This window comes from Micromonospora sp. Llam0 (assembly GCF_003751085.1).
Taxonomy (GTDB): Bacteria; Actinomycetota; Actinomycetes; order Mycobacteriales; family Micromonosporaceae; genus Micromonospora_E.
The window spans coordinates 1,027,559-1,051,851 of record NZ_RJJY01000001.1; the positions used below are offsets into that span (position 1 = coordinate 1,027,559).

The 24,293-nt window shown below is 70.6% G+C and carries 26 protein-coding genes; 19 read left to right on the top strand and 7 right to left on the bottom strand.

From position 1 onward, the window contains the following. Positions 1-22 precede the first annotated feature (22 nt). From EDC02_RS42665 to EDC02_RS04705, 3 genes are all read right to left on the bottom strand, one after another. Complete coding sequence (locus EDC02_RS42665) at positions 23-304, bottom strand: type II toxin-antitoxin system RelE/ParE family toxin (protein ID WP_123600887.1); 282 nt, start codon at positions 302-304, stop codon at positions 23-25. Then, positions 301-594, bottom strand: coding sequence for a type II toxin-antitoxin system Phd/YefM family antitoxin (locus EDC02_RS04700; RefSeq protein ID WP_158632051.1), 294 nt, complete (start codon positions 592-594; stop codon positions 301-303). The genes EDC02_RS42665 and EDC02_RS04700 overlap by 4 nt, the downstream gene beginning before the upstream one ends. Positions 595-754: 160 nt before the next feature. Next, positions 755-1,606, bottom strand: a complete 852-nt coding sequence (locus EDC02_RS04705) for a hypothetical protein (RefSeq protein ID WP_123600889.1) — start codon at positions 1,604-1,606, stop codon at positions 755-757. A 484-nt stretch (positions 1,607-2,090) separates the two neighbouring features. Between EDC02_RS04705 and EDC02_RS04710 the strand changes: the two genes are divergently transcribed. The 5 genes from EDC02_RS04710 (at position 2,091) to EDC02_RS04725 (ending at position 6,568) form a co-directional block, all read left to right on the top strand. Further along, positions 2,091-3,305, top strand: a complete 1,215-nt coding sequence (locus tag EDC02_RS04710; RefSeq protein ID WP_123600890.1) for a helix-turn-helix transcriptional regulator — start codon at positions 2,091-2,093, stop codon at positions 3,303-3,305. 138 nt (positions 3,306-3,443) lie between these two features. Further along, complete coding sequence (locus tag EDC02_RS04715) at positions 3,444-4,631, top strand: helix-turn-helix transcriptional regulator (protein ID WP_123600891.1); 1,188 nt, start codon at positions 3,444-3,446, stop codon at positions 4,629-4,631. A 184-nt stretch (positions 4,632-4,815) separates the two neighbouring features. Next, positions 4,816-4,986: a hypothetical protein gene (locus EDC02_RS40045; protein ID WP_158632052.1), complete on the top strand. Its 171-nt coding sequence runs from the start codon at positions 4,816-4,818 to the stop codon at positions 4,984-4,986. Next, positions 4,983-5,294 (top strand): flavin reductase, encoded by a 312-nt coding sequence (locus tag EDC02_RS04720; protein WP_233605737.1) that lies wholly within the window; start codon positions 4,983-4,985, stop codon positions 5,292-5,294. The genes EDC02_RS40045 and EDC02_RS04720 overlap by 4 nt, the downstream gene beginning before the upstream one ends. Beyond that, on the top strand, positions 5,291-6,568 hold the full coding sequence (locus EDC02_RS04725) for a helix-turn-helix domain-containing protein (protein ID WP_233605738.1): 1,278 nt from the start codon (positions 5,291-5,293) through the stop codon (positions 6,566-6,568). Before EDC02_RS04720 ends, EDC02_RS04725 begins: the two co-directional genes overlap by 4 nt. Positions 6,569-6,627: 59 nt before the next feature. Here EDC02_RS04725 and EDC02_RS04730 read toward each other — a convergent pair whose 3' ends face one another. Together EDC02_RS04730 and EDC02_RS04735 are read right to left on the bottom strand one after the other, a co-directional pair. Continuing rightward, positions 6,628-7,029 carry a type II toxin-antitoxin system VapC family toxin gene (locus EDC02_RS04730; RefSeq protein WP_233605739.1) on the bottom strand — a complete coding sequence of 134 codons (402 nt, stop codon included), beginning with the start codon at positions 7,027-7,029 and terminating at the stop codon, positions 6,628-6,630. A gap of 1 nt (position 7,030) precedes the next feature. Continuing rightward, a complete protein-coding gene (locus EDC02_RS04735) occupies positions 7,031-7,291 on the bottom strand; it encodes a type II toxin-antitoxin system Phd/YefM family antitoxin (protein ID WP_123600893.1) in 261 nt (86 codons plus the stop codon). A 180-nt stretch (positions 7,292-7,471) separates the two neighbouring features. Here EDC02_RS04735 and EDC02_RS04740 point away from each other — a divergent pair, with 180 nt between their 5' ends. From EDC02_RS04740 to EDC02_RS04750, 3 genes are read left to right on the top strand one after another with little or no spacing between them, the layout of a single operon-like run. Then, on the top strand, positions 7,472-8,260 hold the full coding sequence (locus EDC02_RS04740) for a sugar phosphate isomerase/epimerase (RefSeq protein ID WP_199757500.1): 789 nt from the start codon (positions 7,472-7,474) through the stop codon (positions 8,258-8,260). Further along, on the top strand, positions 8,250-10,151 hold the full coding sequence (locus EDC02_RS04745) for a heparinase II/III family protein (protein ID WP_199757501.1): 1,902 nt from the start codon (positions 8,250-8,252) through the stop codon (positions 10,149-10,151). The genes EDC02_RS04740 and EDC02_RS04745 overlap by 11 nt, the downstream gene beginning before the upstream one ends. Beyond that, positions 10,148-12,148 carry a DUF2264 domain-containing protein gene (locus EDC02_RS04750; RefSeq protein WP_123600894.1) on the top strand — a complete coding sequence of 667 codons (2,001 nt, stop codon included), beginning with the start codon at positions 10,148-10,150 and terminating at the stop codon, positions 12,146-12,148. Before EDC02_RS04745 ends, EDC02_RS04750 begins: the two co-directional genes overlap by 4 nt. A 2-nt stretch (positions 12,149-12,150) precedes the next feature. Here the strand turns inward: EDC02_RS04750 and EDC02_RS04755 are convergent, their stop codons facing one another. Next, complete coding sequence (locus tag EDC02_RS04755) at positions 12,151-13,248, bottom strand: LacI family DNA-binding transcriptional regulator (protein ID WP_123600895.1); 1,098 nt, start codon at positions 13,246-13,248, stop codon at positions 12,151-12,153. A 165-nt stretch (positions 13,249-13,413) separates the two neighbouring features. Between EDC02_RS04755 and EDC02_RS04760 the strand changes: the two genes are divergently transcribed. From EDC02_RS04760 to EDC02_RS04800, 10 genes are all read left to right on the top strand, one after another. Further along, the gene (locus tag EDC02_RS04760; RefSeq protein WP_123600896.1) at positions 13,414-14,427 is read left to right on the top strand and encodes a hydroxyacid dehydrogenase; all 1,014 of its coding nucleotides are present in this window, start codon (positions 13,414-13,416) and stop codon (positions 14,425-14,427) included. A gap of 57 nt (positions 14,428-14,484) precedes the next feature. Further along, on the top strand, positions 14,485-15,774 hold the full coding sequence (locus EDC02_RS04765; RefSeq protein WP_233605740.1) for an ABC transporter substrate-binding protein: 1,290 nt from the start codon (positions 14,485-14,487) through the stop codon (positions 15,772-15,774). 8 nt (positions 15,775-15,782) lie between these two features. Beyond that, positions 15,783-16,730 (top strand): carbohydrate ABC transporter permease, encoded by a 948-nt coding sequence (locus tag EDC02_RS04770; protein WP_123600898.1) that lies wholly within the window; start codon positions 15,783-15,785, stop codon positions 16,728-16,730. After that, positions 16,727-17,548, top strand: coding sequence for a carbohydrate ABC transporter permease (locus tag EDC02_RS04775; protein WP_123600899.1), 822 nt, complete (start codon positions 16,727-16,729; stop codon positions 17,546-17,548). Before EDC02_RS04770 ends, EDC02_RS04775 begins: the two co-directional genes overlap by 4 nt. After that, positions 17,545-18,255, top strand: coding sequence for a DUF624 domain-containing protein (locus EDC02_RS04780; RefSeq protein WP_123600900.1), 711 nt, complete (start codon positions 17,545-17,547; stop codon positions 18,253-18,255). The genes EDC02_RS04775 and EDC02_RS04780 overlap by 4 nt, the downstream gene beginning before the upstream one ends. Before the next feature lie 62 nt (positions 18,256-18,317). Continuing rightward, positions 18,318-18,734, top strand: coding sequence for a prevent-host-death protein (locus EDC02_RS04785; protein WP_123600901.1), 417 nt, complete (start codon positions 18,318-18,320; stop codon positions 18,732-18,734). A gap of 62 nt (positions 18,735-18,796) precedes the next feature. Beyond that, positions 18,797-19,156 (top strand): hypothetical protein, encoded by a 360-nt coding sequence (locus tag EDC02_RS04790; RefSeq protein ID WP_199757503.1) that lies wholly within the window; start codon positions 18,797-18,799, stop codon positions 19,154-19,156. Positions 19,157-19,536: 380 nt separating this feature from the next. Beyond that, complete coding sequence (locus tag EDC02_RS04795; protein WP_123600903.1) at positions 19,537-20,652, top strand: helix-turn-helix transcriptional regulator; 1,116 nt, start codon at positions 19,537-19,539, stop codon at positions 20,650-20,652. A 532-nt stretch (positions 20,653-21,184) separates the two neighbouring features. Further along, complete coding sequence (locus EDC02_RS40050) at positions 21,185-21,325, top strand: hypothetical protein (protein WP_158632053.1); 141 nt, start codon at positions 21,185-21,187, stop codon at positions 21,323-21,325. After that, complete coding sequence (locus tag EDC02_RS04800) at positions 21,322-22,497, top strand: helix-turn-helix domain-containing protein (protein ID WP_123600904.1); 1,176 nt, start codon at positions 21,322-21,324, stop codon at positions 22,495-22,497. The genes EDC02_RS40050 and EDC02_RS04800 overlap by 4 nt, the downstream gene beginning before the upstream one ends. A gap of 20 nt (positions 22,498-22,517) precedes the next feature. On the opposite strand, the gene EDC02_RS04805 is transcribed toward EDC02_RS04800, so the two are convergent. Beyond that, on the bottom strand, positions 22,518-22,709 hold the full coding sequence (locus EDC02_RS04805) for a hypothetical protein (protein WP_233605741.1): 192 nt from the start codon (positions 22,707-22,709) through the stop codon (positions 22,518-22,520). Positions 22,710-22,810: 101 nt separating this feature from the next. Between EDC02_RS04805 and EDC02_RS04810 the strand changes: the two genes are divergently transcribed. Further along, positions 22,811-24,286: an ATP-binding protein gene (locus EDC02_RS04810; protein ID WP_123600905.1), complete on the top strand. Its 1,476-nt coding sequence runs from the start codon at positions 22,811-22,813 to the stop codon at positions 24,284-24,286. Positions 24,287-24,293: the final 7 nt, after the last annotated feature.

The window sequence follows — 24,293 nt, forward strand, 5'->3', positions numbered from 1 at the left end:
CTTGGGCTCGATGTTTCGACTGCTATCGGTAGATGTTCGTGCGGTGGTCGATCCGGACGACGTTGACGATCCTGTGCTCCTCGTCGACGGAAAGGACGACACGGTATTCACCCCGACGTGCTCCTCGAAAGCCGTCTAGTTCGTCTCGTAGAGGCTTGGACACGCGCCACGGGTCCTCCCGCAGTGGCCCGTCAAGGAATTCATATACAGCGAAGGCAGCGGCCTCCGGGAGACCTCGAGGTGGTCCAACCCGCAACGCGCGGGACGCCCCTGGTGACAGCCGTACGTCATAGCGATCGCTCACAACTCGTCAGCCTCGTCGCGGCGCCGAGCCTCAAGCGCTACCCGAGCATCGGCGAGTGTGTGGTAGCGACCCTCCTCGATGTCCCTCGCGCCTTCCCTGATGTCCTCGAGCGCGCCAGGTGTCGCGAGGATCTCGCGGGTCATCTGGAGAGACTCGAACTCGTCTACGGAGATCACCATGACGTGGGGCTTGCCGTTCCGGGTCACCACGACTCGATCGTGGGTGGCCGCGACCTCGTCGGCGATCGCGGAGAACCGGGTCTTGACCTCGTTGAGCGGAAGAATCGTCATGACCTGAATTCTAGTTGACCATAATCTTGACCACAAGGCTCCGGTGCTGCTTCCGGTGCTGCGTTCCCGGTGCCGGAACCCGCCGTCCGGGCGCTGCGGCAGGTGAGGTGCGGCCGACCCGACGGGTCGGCCGCACCCGGTGATCATCGACAGTGACCGGTCAGGTCGCGCAGATCGCGTACGCGCGGGTGTACCAGTTGCCGGGGATGCCGGTCGGGTCCTCCAGCGAGATGTCGACGGCGCTGGTCAGCGCGGCGTCCGGGTAGACGCCGGCGTGGATCGCCTGGCCCACCCCGCCGGTGATCTCGGCACCCAACCCGTGCAGCCGCTTACCGGCCGGGCACGAGGCACCGACCACCTTGTCGGCCGAGTTGACCGCCGCGGTCGCGGTGACCAGTTGGAGTCCGGGCAGCGGGTTGGCGCAGACACCGTACGACCAGAGGCTCCAACTGCCGGCGTAGCCGGCCTCGTCCTCGTAGCCGGTGACCGTGGCACTGGTCAGCGCCGAGTTCGGCCGCAGGTCGTCGATCACCACGTTGCCGGCACCGTTCAGGGTGCGGGCACCGACGCTGATCAACTGCTTGCCGGCCGGGCAGCTCGCCGTCGCGGCCTTGTAGCTGTCGGAGTTGCTGGCCGTCTGGAAGCTGACGTACTGCAGCCCGGCCGGGGCCCGGCCGCAGATGCCGTACGCGTGTACCCGCCAGTTGCCGGCGTAGGCGCCGTTCTCCGCCGCACCGGCGGCGAACCGGTCGCTGCTGCCGAGCGCCTGCAGCCGGGTGAACCCGACCTGCCGGCCGCCGCCGTTGACGTAGCCGCCGCCACCGAGGATCCGGGTGCCGGCCGGGCAGACCGCGAGGGCCTCCTTGCTGCTGGTCGAGTCGAGCGCGCTGACGCCGCTGACGAAGACCAGGCCGGGCACCGCCGACGCCGGAGCGGCCACCGCCACCCCGACCAGGGTGCTGCCCGCCACCACCAGCGCGGCCAGCGCCAGGCGTACCAGTCGATTGTTCACTGTGCTCTCCCCTCTCGTGGGATCTGACACAGCTGGGAGCACGGCGCTGCCCGGCCGCCAACAACTTCCCGCTGCAGACATCCTGGTGGCGTCCGCGTCGGGCGTTGACGTTGATCCACTACGCCTGGTCGACTCGACACGCCGACGCCCAGTCAGCTGACCAGCATCCGATCCCCGCCCGTCTGGGCGTCACCGGTTGCGGTGGCGTGGCCCCAGCTGCGGCAGCCAGTCCTGCGGGGTGGTCGACCGGGTGGCTGGTCGTTGCCATCCGCTGGTCGGATCGGGATTGCGGGGTGCCCAGGTACGGGGCGGGTCCAGTCGGGCTCTTCTGATCTGGAGGAGATCGCGGTGGATCCCTTTGATAGAAAAATCGGTAACTACTCATCTTGTCGTAGCTGGTTATCCGACGCGGTGAGAACCAGTAGCGTGGCAGGAGGTGTGATCCGGGGTGTGATCGCGTTTCCGTGCGACGAGGAGGTTCGGGATGGACCCCATGCCTGGGTTGACCTTCGGGCAGCGTCTGAAGGTCTACCGCGAGCGATCCGGTAAGACCCGAGCAGTGCTTGGTGGCCTCGTCGGTCGCAGCGCCGAGTGGGTCAAGGCAGTGGAAACCGATCGGATCCTGCCGCCGCGCGTACACATGCTGGACCGCATCGCCCGTGTGTTGAAGGTGGATGTATCCGCGCTTGTCGGGGAGCTGGGCGGCCGCTCAGCTGCGGTGAATGGGCCGGAGCATCCAGCATTGGCGTCGGTCCGCGACGCCGTGAATCGCTCGGCTCTGTCCAACGACATCGCACCACTACTGTCGTTGCATCAGATCCGCGGACGTCTCGCGGCGGCGTGGCGGGCACGCCATCAGGCGGCCGACCACCGTACGGTGCTCGGTGCTCTGCTGCCGGAGCTGTTGCGGGACGCGCAGCGTGCGGCGTTGACGTACCAGGGCGACGAGCGACGGCAGGCGCAGGCGCTGCTGTCTGAGGTGCTAGGGCTGGCGCAGATGTTCCTGGCCTACCAGCCTGCGGCGGAACTCCTGTGGCGCGTCGCGGACCGTGCGATGGTCGCGGCTCAGGAGTCGGGAGATGCCGAAGCGTTGGCGTGCGCTGGCTGGTTCCTGTGCCAGGTGCACCGGGACGCGGGGGACTGGGACACCGCAATGGCGGTGACGCTGGATGTCGTTTCGACATTGGAACCGCAGGTGGCCGAGTCGAGCGCGAACCTGCTCGCGCTGTGGGGAGCGCTGAACTTCGAGGCCGCCTACACCGCCGCCCGTGCCGGCGAGGAAGGCCGTGCCTGGCGTTACTGGGACCGCGCAGACCAGGTTGCTCAGCGACTTCCACAGACCTTCTACCAGCAGCAGACATCGTTCTCCCAGATCATCATGGGCGTTCACGCGGTGACGGTGGCGGTGGAGCTGCAGAAGTCCGGCGAGGCGGTGCGGCAGTCACGACGAATCGATCCTGCGGCAATCCCGTCGCGGCCGCGTCGAGCCCGACATCTGATAGAGGTAGCCCGTGGTCATCACGGCAAGGGCCACACTGAGGCGGCTGTGGCAACTCTGCGGCAGGCGTACGAGTCGGCACCGGAGACGATTCGCTTCAACGGCTACGCCCGGCAGATCACCCTCGACCTGCTCGACGGGCCACGGGCGATGCGGGATGAGGCCCGTGACCTTGCGCTGAAGGTTGGCTTGCTCGCGTAGCTCGCCGTGAGCGCCGGCAATCACGACGAGCGGTGTTGACTGCGGCGACGCGGGACCAGGTACCGTCTGGCATGGCGGCGCGCCGGGAGGTAGAGGCCCCGACCGCGCCGCCGCCCAGCCTCTACCTGGGGAGACATCATGGATACGTTCGGATCACGGCTGCGGACATTTCGCGAACGCAGCGGTAAGACCCGGGCCGTGCTCGGCGGCCTCGTCGGCCGTAGTGCCGAGTGGGTCAAGGCCCTCGAATCCGGTCGGTTGCTTACACCCCGGCTGCCGATGCTGCTGCGGCTCGCGGAAGTCCTGGACATCGACGACCTGTCCGTGCTGACGGGAGATCAGTCTCTTCCTGTAGCCTCAGTCACCCGTGCCGGCCACCCCGCCATCGACAGCATTGCTGCGGCAATGCACCGAACCACCCTTCCGGTCGGTGATCCGTTGGCGGCCGCTGCCCTTCGTGCTCGGGTGGACCAGGCGTGGACCGCCTGGCATCACGCCAGTGCTGAGCGGACTGCGGTTGCCGCGCTGCTGCCCAGGCTCCTTGTCGATGCCCGGCTCGCGGCACGTCTTCTCGACGGCGCCGATCGTCGACAGGCTGCGACCGAACTGGCTCGGGTCTACCATCTGGTGCAGTTGTACGCGGCGCACCAGCCACAGCCACAGCTGGTCTGGTTGGCGGCCGACCGGGCGATGCTGGCTGCCCAGGATGCGGACGACCCTGGCGCGATAGCTGCTGCCGCCTGGTACTACGCCCACGTGTATCGCTCCGATGGGCAGCCCGACGCCGCCGAGCAGGTGCTCGTGGACGCTCTCGATCTGTTGGACGGCAGCGGTGGTGACGATCAACTAGCCAGGTGGGGACAGTTGCAGCTGGGCTTGGCCCTGGGCCATGCACGAGCCGGCCGGGCCGGGCAGGCCTGGCGCTACTGGGATTCGGCGGATTCCGTCGCACGTCGGCTGGGTACCGGGTACGTGCACCCGTGGTTGATGTTCGGTTCGGTGGTCGTCGACGCTTTCGGGGTGACTATCGGAATCGACCTTGCACGCCCGGGCGAGGCGGTGCGCCGGGCGACGGGGGTCGATTACTCGGCGTTGCCGTCACGGACCCGGCGGTCCGGTGGACTGATCGACGCCGCTCGGGCGCATCTGATGCGACGGGACGAGGTAGCGGTGGTGCATCTTCTGGGCCGGGCCCTGCGCGAGTCGGTAGAAACTGTCCGCCACCAGCCGCACGCCCGGGGCATGGCCATGGAATTGGTAGGGCGAACCGGCGTGGTGGGCGAGGACGCCCGGGAACTCGCGCTGGCGATGGGAATCGATTGGTAGTTGTACCTGGGGTACAGATTGTCCCTCTTGGATGACCGGCCTGCTCATAGCGTGGTGTGTGGGCCCGACGCCGTACCCGCGATCGCCCTTTTCGCGCGTCGGGCCCGCCTAGCGGCGGCGGCCCAGGGTCGACACGGAGAGCCACCCCGGGTCGCCGCCCTCCACATGCCATGAGGGGGACATCGTGCTCGGAAAATGGTTTCAGCGGCCGGACGTCGTGATCGACGTGGTCTACCCGGTGCCGGGTCGTCGCCGGTACGCCGACCGGTGCGCGCCGCCGGACCGCCGGCCCGCCACCCGTACCGATCGGGCGGAGCGCCGTGGCGGTAACGCCGGCCGGTACTACCTGCCGTGACCGCATCGGAGTCGCCGGAGCCGCTGCGGCCGCCCGGGTTGGACGAGCCGGCGCATGAGCCGTGTCGGCCTGCGTGGACGTGCGCGGTGTGCCCGGACGGCACGCCGTGGCCGTGTTCCCCGGCGCGGGTGCAGCTGACCGAGGCGTACGCCGTCGACCCGATCGGTCTGGCGGCGGACCTGGCGGCGATGATGCCGCGCGCCGCCGACGAGGCCGGCATCGTCGACCCGGCGGAGCTGCACGAACGGTTCGTCTCGTGGACGTTCGCCGGCGCGGCCGCGCCGGCATCCGAGGTGAAGCGGCGGTGACGGTCGACGGTGGCGCCGTACGGGTCCGTGACGACCTGCCGATCGGTCGCCGGGTGGCGCAGTGGCGGGCCCGGCGGCGGATGACCCAGCAGGTGTTCGCCGACCGGATCGGCAAGTCGAAAAGCTGGGTCGACAAGGTCGAACGCGGTGCCCGCCGGTTGGACAGGTTTTCGGTGATCCACCAGATCGCCGAGGTGCTGCGGGTCGACCCGGCCGAACTCGTCGGCGCGGCCGGGTCGACGACCCCGCCACCGGGAGTCGGTTCGGCGGTGCCCGGGGTGGAGGCGGTGCGCGCCGCCCTCGCCTGCTACGACATCTTCGGCGTTGCTGCCGTCGCCGACACCGGCACGGCACCGCCGGATGTCGGAGCGACCACCCGGCGGGTCGAGCATGCCTGGCTGGCGTACCGGCACGCCCACTACCCGCAGCTGCTGCGAATGCTGCCCGACCTGCTCACCGCCGCGCGGCGGCTGCACGCCGCCGACCCGGTCGGTGGCGGGCAACCGCTGGTGCAGGTGTACCGGATCGCCTCGTCGGTGCTGGTCAAGCTCGACGAAACCGACCTGGCCTGGTTGGCGGCCGACCGGGCGATGACGGTCGCGTCGACCGCCGGTGATCCGCTGCTGGCGGCGACGGCGGCGGTGCCGCTGGGGCAGACGCTGCGGGCGGTGGGCCAGGGCAGGTTGGCGATGTCGGCGACGATCGCCGCCGCGCACCGACTCGACCCGGCCGGCCCGGCCGCCACGACGGACCCGGCCGAGTCTGCCGGTGACTGGCCGCCGCCGCGGCTGTCGGTGTACGGCACGCTGCTGCTGCAGGCCGCGTTGGCCGCCGCCGAATGCGACGACGCCGCCGCCGTGCGGGAGCTGACCGGGCAGGCCGGAGACGTCGCTGACCAGATCGGCGACGGTCATGACCACCAGCGGAGCGGGTTCGGGCCGACGGCGGTCGAGCTGGCCCGGGTGGTGGCGGCCGCCGACCTCGGCGAGGCGGAAGAAGCGGTACGCCGGCATGCCGCGCTCGTGCGGCGTCCCGGCTGGCGCGGGTTGCCGGCCGAGCACCGGGCGGCGTACCTGGTCGACGTGGCGCGGGCGGCACTGCAGTCCGGTGACCTGGTCACGGCGGGCCGGTCGCTGGTCGACGCCGACCGGGTCGCGTCCGCCGAGGTCCGGCTGCGGCCGTCCGCCCGTACGGTGGTCGCCGAGGTCGCCCGGTGCGCGCCGCCGGCTGCCGGCGTGGCCGGGTTGGCCGCGACGCTCGGGCTGACCCGGTAAGACTGAGTTGCTGGTGACCAGCCCGGATCAAGGAGCAGCGGACCAGCGACGGCTGCCGTTCAGTTCGGCACTGGCACCGACACCACCGTCACCAGACCATCCAAGCCGGCGAAGTCGTCGGGGTTTGTGGTGTAGAGCGGTAGGCGGTTGCCAATGGCAATACTCGCGATCATGAGATCTGCCGTACGTGCTCTCGGCTTGCGCCCTGCGGCCAGTACGGCTGCGACAACTCTGCCGAACGCCCGGGCCGCCTCCGCATCGAACGGAAGCGGGTCGAACTCCGACTCGGCCCGCTGGAGCACGTCCAACCGGCGCGCACGCTCTACTGGGTTGTCGGTGTGATGTGGGCCTGCCGACAACTCGGCGAGGGTGACTGCGCTGATCGACATCGAATCCGGAAGTCGGGTATGGTCGATTTGTCGGCGCAGGATCAGTATGTTGGTGTCGAGCAGCCCGTGCACTTCAGAATTCATAAGGGTCCTGAAGCCCGTTGTCCATTGCGCTGTCCAGATCAGTTCGGAACCGCGCCGCGTCTATCACCGGCGCGTTCGCAGACACCCCCGCGAACTGCTCCCGCGTCACCACTCGATGCCGACGCAGTGGGATCAGCTCCCCGATCGGGGTGCCGTTGCGGGTGACGATGAACGACTCGCCATGCGCGACGGCGTCCATGATTTGTCCGGATCTTGCCCGAAGATCCCGCTGCGTCAGTTCCGCTGCCATACCCGGACCCTAACATGATGTGGCACCAGGTGCTACGTGGTGGCACGATCGGTTGGCCTCAGTACGGCGTGGCGGGGTTGGCCGCGATGCTCGGGCTGACCCGGTGAGGCTGTTGCGCTCGTCCGGACCGCTGCTCTAGGGTCGCGCGGAAAGCGCTTGCCGACCCACCGAGGAGGGCGTGTGCTGGCGACGAGCCCGAAGATCCACAGCGGCATGTGTTCGGTCACCCTGCGGCAGGAGTCGGCGCTCGCCGTACTCGACGTCGCCGCCCGCGCCGGCCTGCGTCGCATCGAGTGGGGTGCCGACGTGCACGTACCGCCGGGGGAGGTCCGGGTCGCCGCCGACGTGCGCGATGCCGGCCGGGACCGGGGTGTCACGGTCGCCTCGTACGGCTCCTACCACCGGGCCGGCGCCGACCCGGCCGACGACTTCCCGGCCGTACTCGCCAGCGCGGTCGCGCTCGGCGCCCCCCGCGTCCGGATCTGGGCCGGTGACCTCGGCTCGGCGCAGGCCAGCGCCGACCAGCGCCGCGCGGTCGTGACCGCCACCCGGGCCGCCGCCGAACAGGCCGCCGACGTCGGGGTCGAGCTCGCGTTCGAATACCACTCGGGCACGTTGACCGACACGGCCGCGTCGACGCTGCGGCTGCTCGCCGAGGTCGACCATCCGGCCGTACGCACGTACTGGCAGCCGCCGCTCGACCTGCCCGACGCCGCCGCACTCGACGACCTGCGGCAGGTGCTGCCCTGGATCAGCGCGGTGCACGTCTTCTCTTGGTGGCCCGGCTACCAGCGGCTGCCGTTGACCGCCCGCGACCGGCTCTGGCGCGACGTCTTCGGGCTGCTGCGCGGTACCGGCCGCGACTTTGATGCCCTGTTGGAGTTCGTGGTCGACGACGACCCCGCCCGGGTCGCCACCGAGGCGGCGGCACTCACCCATCTGACCACAGCGGACCGTCGTGACGGCTGAGCCGGGGCCGCTCGCCCGACGGTGGGCCGCGCTCGGGCAGTCGACCCGGATGACGGCTCTCGGCCAGGCCCGGCAGGCGTTCGACATCGGCGACACCGGTCGGGCGGCCTGGCCGCACGTCGACGACGTCACCGAGCGGGCCATCGTGGCCGCCGCCGAGGCCGACCGGGGTACCGACTGGCCCCGACTGCTGCTGTCCGACTACGCCCGCTACTGGCGCGACGGGGTCCGGACCGCGTACGAGCAGCCCGCCGGCGAGCTGCGGCGGCGTACCGCCACGGCCGCGCTGGCCGCCGCGCTGCACGGCCAGCCCTACCTCGACGAGGCCGCCGACGGGCTGCTGCAGCTGTGCGAGCAGAGCACCTGGTGCTGGGCGGCGCACGAGCAATTCGCCGCCGAGGCCGGTCGGGTGGTGCCCGACGTCGACCGGCCGTTCCTTGACCTCGGGGCGGCCGAGACGGTCGCCGTGCTGGCCTGGGCCGACCTGATCCTCGGCGCGGCGCTCGACGAGCGCACTCCGGGGCTGCGCCAACGGATCCGCCGGGAAACCCGGGCCCGGGTGGTCGAGCCGTTCCTGGGCAGCCGCGACTGGCACTGGCTCGGCCTGGACGGGCACCTGCACAACTGGAACCCGTGGATCCACGGCCACCTGCTGGCCGCCGCGTTGTTCCTGGTCGACGACCCGGACGCCCGGACCCGAACGGTCGACCTCGTGGTCGACGGACTGGACCGCTACCTCGGCTCGCTGCCCGCCGACGGCGGCTGCGACGAGGGGTACGCGTACTGGTGGAACGGCCCGGCCCGGTTGGCCGAAGCGCTCGACCTGCTCGACCGGGTCCTCGGCGGGCGGCTGGACCCGTGGGGGTGGCCGCCGCTGCCGGCGCTGGCCCGCTACCCGCACCGGGTGGCCCTCGGTGACGGCTGGTACGTCAACGTCGGCGACGGGCCGGCCCGGCCGAGCGCCGCGCAGGCGTGGCAGGTGCCGCACCGGTGGGGCCGGGCCACCGGCGACCAGCAGGTGATCGACTTCGCGGCCAGCCACCGTACCCCCGGTGAACCGGCCGTGACGGTCGCCGCCGGGCTGGGTCGGGCGGTGCTCGGGTTGGCCGACCCGCAGTGGACCTCGCAGCTGCCGACCGCGCCGCCGTTGCCGGCCACCAGCTGGCTGCCCGACCTGCAACTGCTGGTCAGCCGGGAGCGGGCCGGTAGCCCACGCGGGCTGACCGTGGCGGTCAAGGGCGGGCACAACGACGAGAACCACAACCACAACGACGTCGGCTCGTACCTCGTCGCGCTCGACGGCGCACCGGTGCTGATCGACCTCGGCCAGCCCACCTACACCGCGATCTCCTTCACCGACCGCCGCTACGAGCAGTGGGTGACCCGCAGCGAATGGCACAACCTGCCGGTCGTCGGCGGTCACGGGCAGGCCGCGGGCCGCGACTTCCGGGCCTCGTCGGTCGCCGTCGAGACCGGCGTCGACGCCGACGTGCTGCGGCTCGACCTGGCCGGCGCGTACCCGCCGGAGGCCGGCTGCCGGTCCTGGCGGCGGCAGGTACGGCTGGACCGCCGCCGGGCGGCGGTGGCCGTCACCGAGCGGTGGCAGGTCGACGACCCCACCGGCCTGCGGCTGCACCACGTTGTGGCCGGCGAGCCGCTGACCCACACCGCCGGGCGGCTCGCCGTACGGACCCTGGCCGGCGGAATCCTCGTGCTGGCCTGGGATGCGCAGCTCGGTGTCGGCCGGCTGGACCGGCAGCCGGTCGACGACCCGCTGCTGCGCGACGTCTGGGGCGACGCCGTGCACCGGCTGGTGCTCACCCTGCCGGCCCAGCGGACCGGTTCCGTCACCGTGACCGTGACCGTGACCGTCAACGGAGGCACCGAATGATTACCGACGAAGAGGTCGCCGATGACCGGCGGCTGTCGCCGTACACCGGATACACCCGGGCGCACTGGGCGGCGGCCGCCGACCGGATGCTGCTGGCGCTGCGCCCGTACGCCTCACCCGACCATGCCCGCATCGACCTGCCCGGCCGGTCCAGCGCCTACGGGCCGGACAGCGACTCGCTGGAGGCGTTCGCCCGGTCGTTCCTGCTGGCGGCGGTCCGGCTGCGCGGCGGGGCCGGCGCCGACCCGCACGGCCTGGCCGACTGGTACGCGGCCGGGCTGCGCGCCGGCACCGACCCGACCTCGCCGACCGCCTGGCCCCGGCCGGACCGGCTGGACCAGGCCAAGGTCGAAGCCTGCTCGATCGCGCTCGGGCTGCACCTGACCCGGCCCTGGCTGTGGGACCGGCTCGACGAGGCGACCCGGCAACGGACCGTCGACTGGCTGGCGACTGTCGTCGGTCAGCCGTATCCGCCGATCAACTGGGTGTGGTTCCAGATCGTCGTGGAGACGTTCCTGCGCTCGGTCGGCGGGCCGTGGTCGACTGAGGACATCGAGTCCGGGCTGCGGGTGCACGAGTCGCTGTACCGGACCGACGGCTGGTACTCCGACGGCCCGGAACGCGCCTACGACCACTATGTCGGCTGGGCGCTGCACGTGTACCCGCTGCTCTGGGCCGATCAGGCCGGTGAGCTGTGCCCCGACGGGCTGCGTCAGGCGTGGCGGCAACGGCTGGCGGCGTTCCTCGACGACGCGGTCCGGCTGATCGGGGCCGACGGGTCGCCGCTGATGCAGGGCCGCAGCCTGGCGTACCGGTTCGCGGCGGCCGCACCACTGTGGGTCGGCGCGATGACCGGTGCGACCGACGTGGCGCCGGGGGTGCTGCGGCGGGCGGCCAGCGGGTTGCTGGGTCACTTCCACGACCACGGGGCACCGGACCGGCGTGGCCTGCTGACCATCGGCTGGCACCACGAGTGGCCGGCGATGGCCCAGTCGTACTCCGGGCCCGGGTCGCCGTACTGGGCGGCGAAGGGGATGCTGGGGCTGGCCCTGCCGGCCGGTCATCCGGTGTGGACGGCGACCGAGCGGCCGTTGCCGGTCGAGCGGGCGGACCTGCTGGTGGCGCTGCCGACGCCGGGCTGGCTGGTCGCCGGCACCCGCCGCGACGGCGTGGTCCGGGTGGTCAACCACGGCACCGACCACTCGGTGCCCGGCGACGAGCGCGCCGATTCGCCGCTGTACGCCCGGCTCGGCTACTCGACGGCGACGATGCCGCCGCTGACCGGGGCCACCATCGGCGACCCGTCGGACAATTCGGTCACGGTGGTCGACGCGACCGGCCGACGCAGTCACCGCAACGGGTTCGTGACGGTCGACTGCCGGCTGGTCGACGGGGTCGGTTGGGCGGTGTCCCGGGCCGACACCCACTGGGTCGACACCGCCGACGACACCGGCCCGGACCACGGGTCCGGCCGGCGGGGCCGGCTGCGTCGGGGTCCGGTGGTCACCATGGCCTCGGCGGTGCGCGGCCCGACCGAGGTACGGCTGGCCCGGGTCGACTCCGCCGACGGTCTCGACGGCGGCACCGTGCTGGAGGTCAGCGGCTGGCCGGTCGCCGGTGACGTACCGCCGTCGGCGCGTACCGGCGACGACCCGCCGGTGTCCGTCGTGGCCGGCGCCGCGGTCACGTCCCGGCTGGTCGGCGTGGCCGGCTTCGAGCATGCGCAGGTACGCCGCGAGCAGGCCAGCTCGCCGCTGGGTGATCGGGTGGCGGTGCCGGTGTTGCGGACCGCCGCCGCGCCGGTGCCCGGCCGGGTGCACGTCGCCGCCGTGACCCTGACCGGCACCGGATCTGATCCGGCCGACCCCGGGGGAGACCCGGCCGACGCGGCGGTGCCGGTGGTTGCGGTGACGGCCGGCGGCGCGGGCGACACGATCGACATCCGCTGGCCGGACGGTCACACCTCGACGATGCTGCTGCCGGCCGCGCCGGGGTGAGATCAGCGCGGCGGCCGGGGCGTGGACGAGTCGCGGATCACCAGTTCGGGAGTGATCAGCACCCGTTGCACCGGTCGGCGTCGGCCCTCGACCAGCCGGGCCACCATCAACTCGACCGCTACCCGGCCCACCTGGTTCTTCGGCGGGCGCACGGAACTGAGCGCCGGCTCGGCCAGGTGCGCCACCTCGTCGTCGTAGGACACCAGGGCGAGCTGGTCGGGGATCGGCACGCCCTGCTCGGCGCAGTACTGCGCGACCGACATGGCGTCCGGGTCGCCGTGCACGATCAGCGCGGTGACGCCTTCGTGGCGGCACCGCCGCAGCACGTCGCCGATGATCCCCCGGTGCCCCGGGGCGTCCAACGCGACCGCCTCCCGGATCACCAGGTCGGCGGGCAGGCCGAGGTCCGCGCAGGCCAGCGCCCAGCCCTGGGCGAGGTGGGCCGAGGTGGGACTGCCCTTGGACAGCACCAGGCCGATCCGGCGGTGTCCGTGCTCGTGCAGGTGCCGTACGGCCATCTCCAGGCCGAGGGCGTGGTCGCTGCGGACCCATTCGAGCTGGCGCAGGGTCGGGGTCCACCGGGGGGCCTGCCGTTCCACCAGGATCGTCGGCACCGGCAGGTTGCCGATCCAGGCGATCATGTCGGCGGCGCCGTCGGTGTCCAGGCTGGGTGCCAGCAGCAGACCCTGCACCTGCTGTGCGTCGATCAGCCGGGTGATCTGCCGGCGGTCCTCGGCCGGGTCGTAGCTCGACCCGCGCAGCTGGATGTGAACGCCGAGCGAGGCGGCGGCGCTGCGGGCGCCGGTGACGATCTGCGGCCAGTAGTAGTCCAGTGACGGCACCACCATGCCGATGGTGAACCGGGTCGGCGCGACCCGGGGTCGTCGCGGTGCCGGCCCGAGCTGGGTGGGCAGGGTCGCTCCGCCGTGCACCCTGGTCAGCAGGTTGCTTTCGGCCAGGGCGGCGATGTCGCGGCGTACGGTCAGCTCACTCACCCCGAGCAGCGGGGCCAGGTCGGCCACCCGTACCGAGCCGTGTCGGCGCAACTCCTCCAGCAGCCGCTCCCGGCGCTGCAGGTTGAACATCCGATCCGCCGGCATGGGCACTCCCGTCCATGTTCGTTCGCGAACGTTTCCGACCGAATGAGATCGGCTGGTAGCGAGCATGTTCACTGCAGGTTAACCATGTCACATCGGCGAATCCAGCAGGTCCCCACGACGTCGGACGTCGGCCGGAGGTTCGCCACCCGAGGAGACACGTTGACGGTGCACACCCCGCCGCAGGCGCTCGTCGTGATGGACCGGGACTCCTACCGGGCCCACTTCGACGAGCCACGGCTGGAGCGCCTCGGCCGTCTCGTCGCCCTGGCCGACCCGGTCTGGGCCGACGAACTCGACTCGCCGGCGGTACGCGCCCGGCTGGCAACGGTCGAGACGCTGGTGACGTCCTGGGGGGCACCCCCGCTGACCCGGCAGCGCCTGGACACCGCGCCCGCCCTGCGCGCCGTCTTCCACGCCGCCGGCAGCGTCCGGTCACTGGTGACCGACGAGGTGTGGCGGCGCGGCATCCAGGTCAGCACCGCCGCCGACGCCAACGCCGTGCCGGTCGCCGAGTACACCCTCGCCGCGATCATCTTCGCCGGCAAGAAGGTGCCGTTCATCGCCGCCGACCCCGACCGGGCGTACCGGGGATGGAGCCACCACCACGGGCACGGCGACCTGTCCAACTACCGGCGCACCATCGGCGTCGTCGGCTTCTCCCGGATCGGCCGCCGGGTCGTCGACCTGATCGGCTGCCTCGACTCGGCCCGCTGCCTGGTCGCCGACCCGTACGCCGACCCGGCCGAGGTCACCCTGGCCGGCGGCACCCTGGTCGAGCTGGCCGACATGCTGCCGCACAGCGACATCCTCACCCTGCACGCGCCGGAACTGCCCAGCACGTACCGAATGATCGGCGCGGCCGAACTCGCGCTGCTGCCCGACCACGCGACCGTGATCAACACGGCCCGGGGCAGCCTGGTCGACCCGGCCGCGCTCGCCGCCGAATGCCGCTCCGGCCGGCTGTACGCGATCCTCGACGTCACCGACCCCGAACCGCTACCCGTCGACGCCGCCCTGCGTGGCAGCCCGAACGTCATGGTCAGCCCGCACCTGGCCGGTTCCCTCGGCACCGAGATCCACCGGCTGACCGACCACACCCTCGACGAACTGGCCCGCTGGACCGGCGGGGAACCGCTGCACGCCGAAGTCACCCCGGACGCGTTCACGCTGCACGCCTGACCGGCCGGGCTCCGCACCCCCGTGAAACCCCGCACCCTCCGCAAAAGGAGTCACCTGATGAACCGACACACCGGCAGGATGAACCGACACCTCGGCAGAGTGTTGGCCGCCGCGACCGCCGCACTGGTTCTCGTCACCGCCGGCTGCGGTGGTGGCGACGAGCCGGCCGTCGGCGACGACGGCCGCGAGATCCTCACCATCGCCCTGTGGAACTACGACAGCACCCCCGAGTTCGCCGCCCTGATCGACGGGTTCGAGGCCGCCCACCCGGACATCGACGTGCAACCGGTCGACATCCTCGCCGACGACTACGCCGAGAAGGTCACCACCATGCTCGCCGGTGGCGACCAGACCGACGTGCTCACCATGAAGAACGTCACCGACTACTCCCGCTACGCGCTGCGCGGCCAGCTGGCGTCGGTCGCCGACGAGGCCGCCGACCTCGACCAGAGCAAGTACCTCAGCCTGGAGCCGTTCAACCTCGACGGGGACTACTTCGCGCTGCCGTACCGGCAGGACTTCTGGGTCCTGTACCACAACAAGGCGCTGCTCGCCGACACCGGCGCCGACCTGACCAGCCTCACCTGGGCCGAGTACGCCGACCTGGCCAAGCAGCTGACCACCGGCAGCGGCCAGGACACCGTCTACGGCACCTACCACCACACCTGGCGCTCCATCATCCACTCGACGGCGGCGGCGCAGAGCGGCGGCGACCTGATCGGCGGCGAGTACGGCTTCCTCAAGGACCGCTACGAGATGGTGCTCGACCTGCAGGACGCCGGCGCCACCATGCCGTGGGCGACCGCGTCGACGCAGAAGGTCCAGTACCACACGATGTTCTCCACCGGGCAGGCCGCGATGCTGCCGATGGGCACCTGGTACGCGGCCCGGCTGATCGAGGAGAAGAAGGCCGGCAGCATCGACGTCGACTGGGGCATCGCCCCGCTGCCGCAGGTCACCGAGGGCGGTCCGGTCACCACCTTCGGCTCGCCGACCGCGTTCGCGGTCAACAACAAGGCCCGCAACTCCGACGCCGCCCGGGCCTTCGTCGCCTGGGCCGCCGGCCCCGACGGCGCGGCGGCGATCGCCAGCATCGGCGTCTACCCGGCCTACTCCGACGAGACGATCACCGAGACCTACTTCGGCGTCGACGGCATGACCAACGACGAGGTCGCCCAGGCGGCGTTCCAGCCCGACGAGGTCGTGCTGGAGATGCCGGTCAGCGAGAAGTCCTCCGACGTGGACGTCATCCTCACCGAGGAACACGAGCTGATCATGATCGGCGAGCGGGCCGTGGACGACGGGATCGCCGAGATGGGCAAGCGGGTCACCTCCGAGGTCGACTGACCCCTGTCATGGCGATCCACACCCCGATCGACACCGTACGCACCCCGGTGCCCGGCGGTCCGCCGCCGGGCACCGGGGCGGCCCGTCGGCTGCGCCGACGCAACACCCTGGCCGGCTGGAGCTTCATCCTGCCGAACTTCATCGGCTTCGCCGCGCTCACCCTGGTGCCCGTCGTCGCCGCGCTGGCGCTGGCCTTCATGGAGTGGAACTCCTACAGCACCCCGGAATGGGTCGGGCTGGACAACTTCCGCCGGATGGTAGGCAGCGAGACGTTCTGGACCGCGCTGTACAACACCACCTACTACGCGCTGGGGCACATCCCGTTGACCCTGGTCGCCGCGCTCGGCTTCGCCGTACTGCTCAACCGGGCGCTGCGCGGCGTACGGTTCTTCCGTACCGCGTTGTTCTTCCCCTACATCACCGCGCTGGTCGCGGTGGCCGTGGTGTGGAACATGCTGTTCAACCCCGACGCCGGGCCGGTCAACCAGCTGCTGCGGGCGATCGGCGTCGACAACCCACCCGGCTGGACCACCTCGACGACCTGGGCGATGCCGGCGGTGATCATCACCAGCGTGTGGCGGGACATGGGCTACTACATGGTGCTCTACCTGGCCGGGCTGCAGACCATCCCGGCCGAGCTGTACGAGGCGGCCCGCACCGACGGGGCGTCGGCCTGGCAGCGGTTCCGGCACATCACCGTGCCGTCGCTGCGCCCCACCACCTTCTTCGTGCTGATCATGCTGACCATCTCCAGCTTCAAGGTGTTCGACCTGATCCAGGTGATGACCGAGGGCGGTCCGGGCCGCGCCACGCTGGTGCTGTCGCAGCTGATCTTCCGGGAGGGGATCACCCAGGGCCGGTTCGGCTACTCGTCGGCGATCGCCATGGTGCTGTTCGTGGTCGTCCTGGTGATCACCGTGGTCCAGTTCCAGCTGCAGCGGAGGGGGGAACGATGAGCCTCGCCGTGCTGCGCCGGGCCGTCCTGCAGGTGCTGCTCACCGTCCTCGGCCTGGCCGTGCTGGTGCCGTTCGCCTGGATGCTGGTCTCCTCGGTCAAGCTGGACTCACAGGTGCTGACGGTGCCGATCCAGTGGATCCCGCAGGAGTTCCACTTCGACAACTACGTCCGCATCTGGGACCGGATCCCGCTCGGAACCTACCTGTACAACTCGATGTTCCTCAGCGTCACCATCACGTTCCTGCAGGTGCTCACCGGCAGCTTCGCCGCGTACGGCTTCGCGAAGATCAGTTTTCCGGGCCGCGACCTGCTGTTCCTCGCCTACATCGCCACGATCGCCGTGCCCTGGCAGGCGTACATGGTGCCGCAGTACATCATCATGGAACGGCTCGGCCTGGTGAACACCCACCTGTCGCTGATCCTGCTGCAGGCGTTCGGCGCGTTCGGCGTGTTCCTGATGCGCCAGTACTACCTGACCATCCCCGACGAGCTGACCGAGGCCGCCCGCATCGACGGCCTCAACGAGTACGGCATCTGGGCGCGTATCGTGCTGCCGCTGTCCAAGCCGGCGCTGGCCAGCCTGGCGCTGCTCACCTTCGTCAACACCTGGAACGACTACATGGGACCGTTCATCTACCTGACCAGCAACGACCTGTGGACCGTGCAGATCGGGCTGCGGACCTTCATCGGGCTCTACGAGGCCGAGTACGCCATGATCATGACCGGTTCGGTGCTGTCGATCCTGCCGATCCTGGTCGTCTTCCTGTTCGGCCAGCGCTACTTCGTGCAGGGCATCGCCACGAGTGGGTTGAAATGACGGCGGCCGGTATGCGCCAACCGGCCCGGCAGCCGCTGCGGCCGTCGCTGACCGCGCGGGTCAACGTCGGCGCGGACACCTGGTCTGTCATCTGGTCGCTGGTGCACCGGGTGCTGGTGGTCAACCTCGGGCTGGCCATCACCAACCTGCCGCTGCTGGTCGCGCTCGCCGTGGTCGCCCAGCCGTGGCGATACCCGGTCTTCTTCGGGCTGCTGTCGGTCAGCGTCGGGCCGGCGGTCGCCGCCGCGTTCGGCTACCTGCGGCAGGCCGAGAACGACGACCGGGCACCCGTACGCGAGTACTTCCGCGCGTACCGGCGGAACTTCGCCGCAGCGACGCGGCGCTGGGCGGCGGCGACAGCGCTGGTGGCGGTCCTGGTGACCGACATCGTCTGGCTGCACGACGCCGGCGCTGCGGCGGTGCTCGTACCACTACTGGTCGTCACCGCCGTCGTGGTCCTGGCCACGACGGTCCTGCTGCTGGCCCTGGTCGAGCTGGCCCCGGGCCTGGGCGTCCGTGCGGCGGTCCGGGCCGCGGCCTGGTCGGCGGTACGGCGGGCCCCGTTGAGCCTGCTCAGCCTGGTGGTGCTGCTGGCCGCCCTGCTGTCGGTCAACCAGGCGCCGCTGCTGGCGTTGGCGACGCTGCCCGGCTGCGCGCTGCTGGTCGTCTGGGTCAACAGCCGTGCCGCGCTGGCGTCGAGTACGTGACGTACTTGACGTACGCCCTTCCCTGCGGCACGCTTGTCTAGGAGCACGAGGAAGGTGGCCCGATGTCGATCACGCACTATGACAGCTACACCGAGGCTCGCGCGCACTTGAAGGATCTGCTGGATGCGGCCGAGCGGGGTCGCGTGGCTACGGTCAGGCGGGATGCGGCGCGGACAGCCGTGGTGGATGTTGAACGTCTTCGCTCCTCCCTAGCATCGCTCAGCATGCCCCGCGCGCAGGTCGTCGCTGAAGCGGGCGGATGGTCGGTTTTCATCCCTGGCCTGCCCATCGCGGCGGACGGCGCGACGTTCGACGAGGCGATCACCGAGATGATCGTGGCGCTGCGCGAGTACGCCGAGGATTGGCAGGAGCGCCTGCTCGACGCTCCGAATCACCGGAACAATTGGGCGCTGGTACAGATGATCAGTCTTAGTGACGATGATCAGTTGCGGGACTGGCTTGCGGGGGCCGGCCGGTGACCTGGCCGCCGCCCACTCGTCAGGACCACGAAAGTTTCTGTGATACCGAAGGATGGAAGCGGGTGCGTGACGCCCGCGGCCGCACGGGCACCCATCACGTCACCTACGAGTTCGCTTTGCCTGACGGTCGCATCCTGCGGACCCGGATCTCGCACCCAGTGGATCGCAGCACATACGGGTCAAGCCTTTGGAGTCACATCCTTCGAGACCAGCTTCATGTCTCAGAGCCGGAGTTTTGGAGCTGCGTCCGGGATGGGGTCAGGCCCGATCGAGGGATACCCGAGCCGCCCGCCGAGGCGCTTCCTGCCGATCTCGTCTATCTGCTGATCACCCGCGTGGGCCTCGACGAGTCAGTGGTCGCAGCGATGAGCAAGGCGGAAGCGGTCGAGCGGCTGAACCGCTACTGGACCGAGGGCGGATGACCCGACCGCGCACGGCGTGGCGAGCTGAAATGCCGCCGCCACGGGAACACGCTTCCAATCTGTCGGCTCTGCCGAGTGTGGTGTCAGTCGTCGTTTGAGCCGGAGATGATCTGCCGTGGTGCCATGGTGATCGTCTGCGGCGTGCTCATGGTGGTGGATCTCGGCTACGACGCCCGGCAGGTGCGCTCGGTCATCGACACAATACGGTGAGCCGACCTGGCCGACCCCGCTGCTGGCGCTGGCACCCGATGCGGCTCCGCTGACGTGCTCCCTGGTGAACCGTGTTTCGAAAGGGGATCGTGTCAAGAGAAGGGTACGGTCGACGTGGTGGCGCTCGGTTCGACCGCGCCCCTCCACGCCGCCGCTAGGGAGCCACGACGATGATCATCGTTGATCCGCGCTGGCCGACCACCCTGCGTGCCTTGCGTAAGCAGTCTGGTCTCTCCTATCGGGAACTTGGACGACGGGTCGCCTACTCGTCCAGCTACCTGTGCGAACTTGAGGCTGGCCGCAAGACACCGACGATCCAGGTCGCCAGGCACCTCGACGTGGCTCTCGGCGCGAGCGGCCGGCTGGCGCAACTCGTCGTCGATGATGCCGGGCAACTCGACGACGACCAGCGTTCCCGTCTCGCGGCCGGCGACACCAGCGCCGCCGCAGCAGAGGCGCTGGCAGTGATCCTCGCCCAACATCGCCATCTCGAAGATGTCGTCGGGTCGGCTGCGGTCGTTGACGCCGCAGCCGCGCACATGGCTGCGGTCGAGCAGTTGGCTTCCAGCGCCACCGGGGCTGGTCGAGCCAGGCTGCTGCATGTCGTCGCACAGTCCGCGCAACTGGTCGGATGGCTGCAGATGACCCTCGGCCGGTACGCGCAAGCCCGTCGAGTTCTCGCTCAGGCCGAAGCGGCGGCAGTGGCTTCGGGGGACGTCGACCTGACCGCTCTCGTGATCAGCTTCCAGGGACATCTGGCGGAACTGTGCGGGCGTCCGGCGGAAGCTGCGGAACTGTCCAGAGCAGCGCTTGCTGGCGGCGCCGAGGTCTATATCGGTGAGCGGGTCTATGACACACTTCAGCTCGCTCGGGCCGTGGCGCACGTGGACGGCCGGCAAGCAGCGACTGAGACAATCCGAGAAGCTGATCAACTCGGGGCGGAGTTCGAGATCAGCGGCGACGACCCGCCGCCGTGGCACTACTACCGGTCGTCTGCCTTCCTGACAATGGAACGCGGCCTCGTACACGCGATCCATTCCGGCGTTGACCGGCATGCCGCCGATGCCGCGATCGCAGACCTGACCGCTGGTCTTGCTGCCCTTCCTTACGAGCAGCGGCATGCGGAGTGGGCCGGTGACTATCTACTCGCGATGGCCGACGTGCACTCGGCGATCGGCGACCGGAAAGCGGCGACGAAGGCGTTGGACGAAGTCGCTGTGGTCGCCGACGCCACCGGGTCGGCGCGTCTGCGTCAAGCTGTTCGCAAGCGGCCGGCGAACGGCTGACCAGTAGACCTCACTGAATGTGCCGGGCAGGCTACTTGCAGAGGTTGCACCGTCGCCTCCCGCATTGGGGTGGTGAGTTCGGCGGCGGCGCGGCCTCGCGTTAGCTGGGCCCGGCGTCGCATCCCGTGATCGCCCTTTTCGCGCGTCGGGCCCGCCCGCTGGGCGGCGGCTCGGGGTTGACGTGGAGAGCCACCTCGGGTCGCCGCCCTTCCAACTCTCGTTGAGGGGGCGTTGTGTTCGGGAAGTGGTTTCAGCGTGCGGATGTGCCGGTGGATGTGGTGTATCCGGTGCCGGGTCGGCGGCGGTTTGCCGATCGGACGGTGTCGCCGTCGGATCGGCGGCCGGCGACGCGGACGGATCGGGCGCAGCGCCGGGGCGGTAACGCCGGCCGGCACTTCCTGCGGTGAAGAAGCCCCGTTCCGGCGGTGGGCCGGTGCATGAGCCAGTACGGCCGTCGTGGTGTTGCGCGGTCTGTCCGGACGGGACACCCTGGCCGTGTCCGCCGGGTCGGACGCAGTTGGCGGAGGCGTACGTGGGTGAGCCGTTGGCGTTGTCGGTCGACGTCGGTGAGCTGCTGACCGTGGCGGCCGAGGAGGCCGGGATCACCGACCCGGCCGAGTTGTACGAGCGTTTCGTGTCGTGGACCTGGATCGACGCGGGTGGCAGGCGATGAGCGTGGCCGTCGGGCGTCGGATCGCGCTGTGGCGGGTACGGCGGCGGATGACCCAGCAGGTGCTCGCCGACCGGGTCGGTCGGTCGAAGAGCTGGGTGGAGAAGGTGGAGCGTGGTGTCCGGACGTTGGACCGGTTCTCGCTGATCCGGCAGGTCGCCGAGGTGCTGCGGGTCGACCCGGCGGAGTTGGTCGGCCCGGACCGGCCAGCGGAGGCCGGTGGGGCGGTCGACGGGGTGGCGGCGGTCCGAGCGGCGCTGGCCAGCTACGAGGTGTTCACCGCCGCCGACAGCGGACCGGCAGGGGAACACGAGGTCACGCAGCGGGTGGAGCATGCGTGGTCGACGTACCAGCACGGGGATTATCCCCGGTTACTGCGGACGGTGCCGGAGTTGCTGGACGCCGCTCGCCGGGTGCACGCCACCCGGCCTGCGCCTGGGGCGGAGCTGTTGGTGGGCGCGTACCGGATCATCGCGCTCGTGCTGGTCAAGGTCGGCGAACCTGAGCTGGCCTGGTTGGCGGCCGATCGGGCGCTTGCCGTGGCCGGCAGCGATCCGGTGCTGGCCGGGTCGGCGGCGGTGCCGCTCGGGCAGGCGCTGCGTGGGTTGGGCCAGGACCGGTTGGCGATGACGACGACGGTCGCCGCCGCCGACCGCATCGCGGCGGCGTCTGTCGAGCGCGGCACGGTGTACGGGACGTTGCTGCTGCAGGCCGGGTTGGCCGCTGCCGGCTGCGGCGAGACCCACAGCGTCGACGAGCTGCTCGGCCGGGCCGCTGACGTCGCTGGCCGCATCGGCGACGGGCTGGACTACCGCACGGCGAGCTTCGGCCCGGCGGCCGTCGAGCTGGCGCACGTCGTGGCGGCCGTGGAGTCGGGCGACGCCCGGCAGGCGGTACGCCGACACGAGGCAGCCGCCGGGCGGCAGACGTGGCGCGGGCTGCCGGCGGAGCATCGGGCGGCGTACCTGGTGGACGCCGCGCGGGCGTACCTCGACGTCGGTGACTTCACGGCGGCGGGACGGTGGTTGGTCGAGGCGGACCGCGTCGTACCGGCTGAGATTCGCTGCCGGCCCTCCGCCCGTACGGTCGTGGCGGAGATTGCCCGGTGCGGGCCGGACATGGCCGGCGTCGCCCGGCTGGCGACGGCCCTCGGCCTGACGACCGGCGTTCCGTGACGAGGGAACCTGTATGACCCTCAACCCGCCGGTTTCACGACAATGCAGGTTCCCTCGTCGGCGTCAGGCGGGCGGGCTGCGTCACCGCGTTCCTCGGTGAGGTGGAAGGCACTGATCCATGCCTCGGTACGCGCGCGTTCCGTCGCCAGCGCGGCATCGTCCCCATCGTGCAGTTCGCTGCGGACGTCGTCCCAGTCGTGGAACTCGGTCATTGACTCTCCTGTCAGCGGGTCAAGGGGTGACCATACGGGCCACCCAAGATGTAAGTATAGTTATAGTAACTACACTTACATTGGTGTGACGGGGTGGTGGGGTGGAGAAGCCGGCGGAGATCTTCGACCGTGACGTCGAGTGGGACGAGTTGGTCCGGTTCGCGCGCCTGCCGCAGGGCGGGGCGACGCTGGGAGTGGTCTCCGGTCGTCGTCGTCAGGGCAAGACGTTCCTGCTCGACGCGCTGGTACGGGTAGCTGGCGGGTTCATGTTCACCGCCACGGAGTCGTCCGAGGCTGACGCGTTGCGCCAGTACGGCGAGGCGCTCGGCGGCTATCTGGGTGAGGCGACGCCGCTGCGGTTTGCGAACTGGGACGAGGCAGTCACCCGGACGATGACACTCGCCCCTGCCAGGCCACTTCCCGTGGTGATCGACGAGTTTCCGTTCCTGGCCCGAGTCAGCCCGGCGCTGCCCTCGATCATCCAGCGGGCGCTCGACCCGGCGGGACAGCGGTCGAACACCCAGGTGCGGCTGCTGCTGTGCGGTTCGGCGCTGTCGTTCATGGGCGGCCTGCTGGCCGGCACCGCGCCGCTGCGCGGACGGGCCGGCCTGGAGTTGGTGGTCCGCACGCTCGACTACCGGGCAGCGGCCCGGTTCTGGGGGATCGCCGACCCACGCACCGCCCTGCTGGTCAACGCGATCGTCGGCGGCACCCCCGCCTATCGGCACGAGTTCACGCAGGACGACTCGCCGGCCGGTCCGGATGATTTCGACGACTGGGTGGTGCGGGCCGTGTTGAACCCGGCTCGCCCGTTGTTCCGGGAGGCCCGCTACCTGTTGGCGGAGGAGCCGGACATTCGCGACCCCGCGTTGTACCACTCGGTGCTGGCGGCGATCGCGGACGGTCGTACCCGGCGTGGGGAGATCGCCAACTTCCTGGGTCGGCAGCCGTCCGACCTGGCCCATCCGCTGGGTGTGCTGGAGGACGTCGGCCTGGTCGTGCGGGAGACCGACGCGTTCAAGAGCAACCGGGGCGTCTACCGGATCGCCGAGCCGCTGCTCGTCTTCTACCACGCCGTGATGCGGCCGGCGTGGGGCGACCTGGAGCGCACGGGCCGGTCCCGGCAGGTCTGGCCCCGGCTGCAGCGCACATTCCTGAGCAAGGTCGTCGGCCCGCACTTCGAGACGATCTGCCGCGAATGGACCCGCTGGGAAGCCGATCCGGACGCACTTGGCGCTTTTCCGACCCGGGTGGCTGCCGGGGTCGTCAACGACCCCGCCGACCGCACTCGGCACGAGGTGGACGTGGCGGTGTTCGGCCGCGACGAGCAGGGCCGTGAGGAACTCCTTGCGATCGGCGAGGCCAAGTGGCACGAGACCGTCGGGACCGGGCACCTGCAACGCCTGGCGCACATCCGTAGCCTGTTGCGTGGCCGCGACAGCGTCCGGGCCGACAGGTGCCGGCTGCTGCTGTTCAACGGAGGCGGCTTCACCGACGACCTTCGCGCCGTGGCGGCCGCGGACCCCGGCATCCAGCTCGTCGACCTGGACCGCTTGTACGCCGCGAACCGATCCTGAGCGAAGA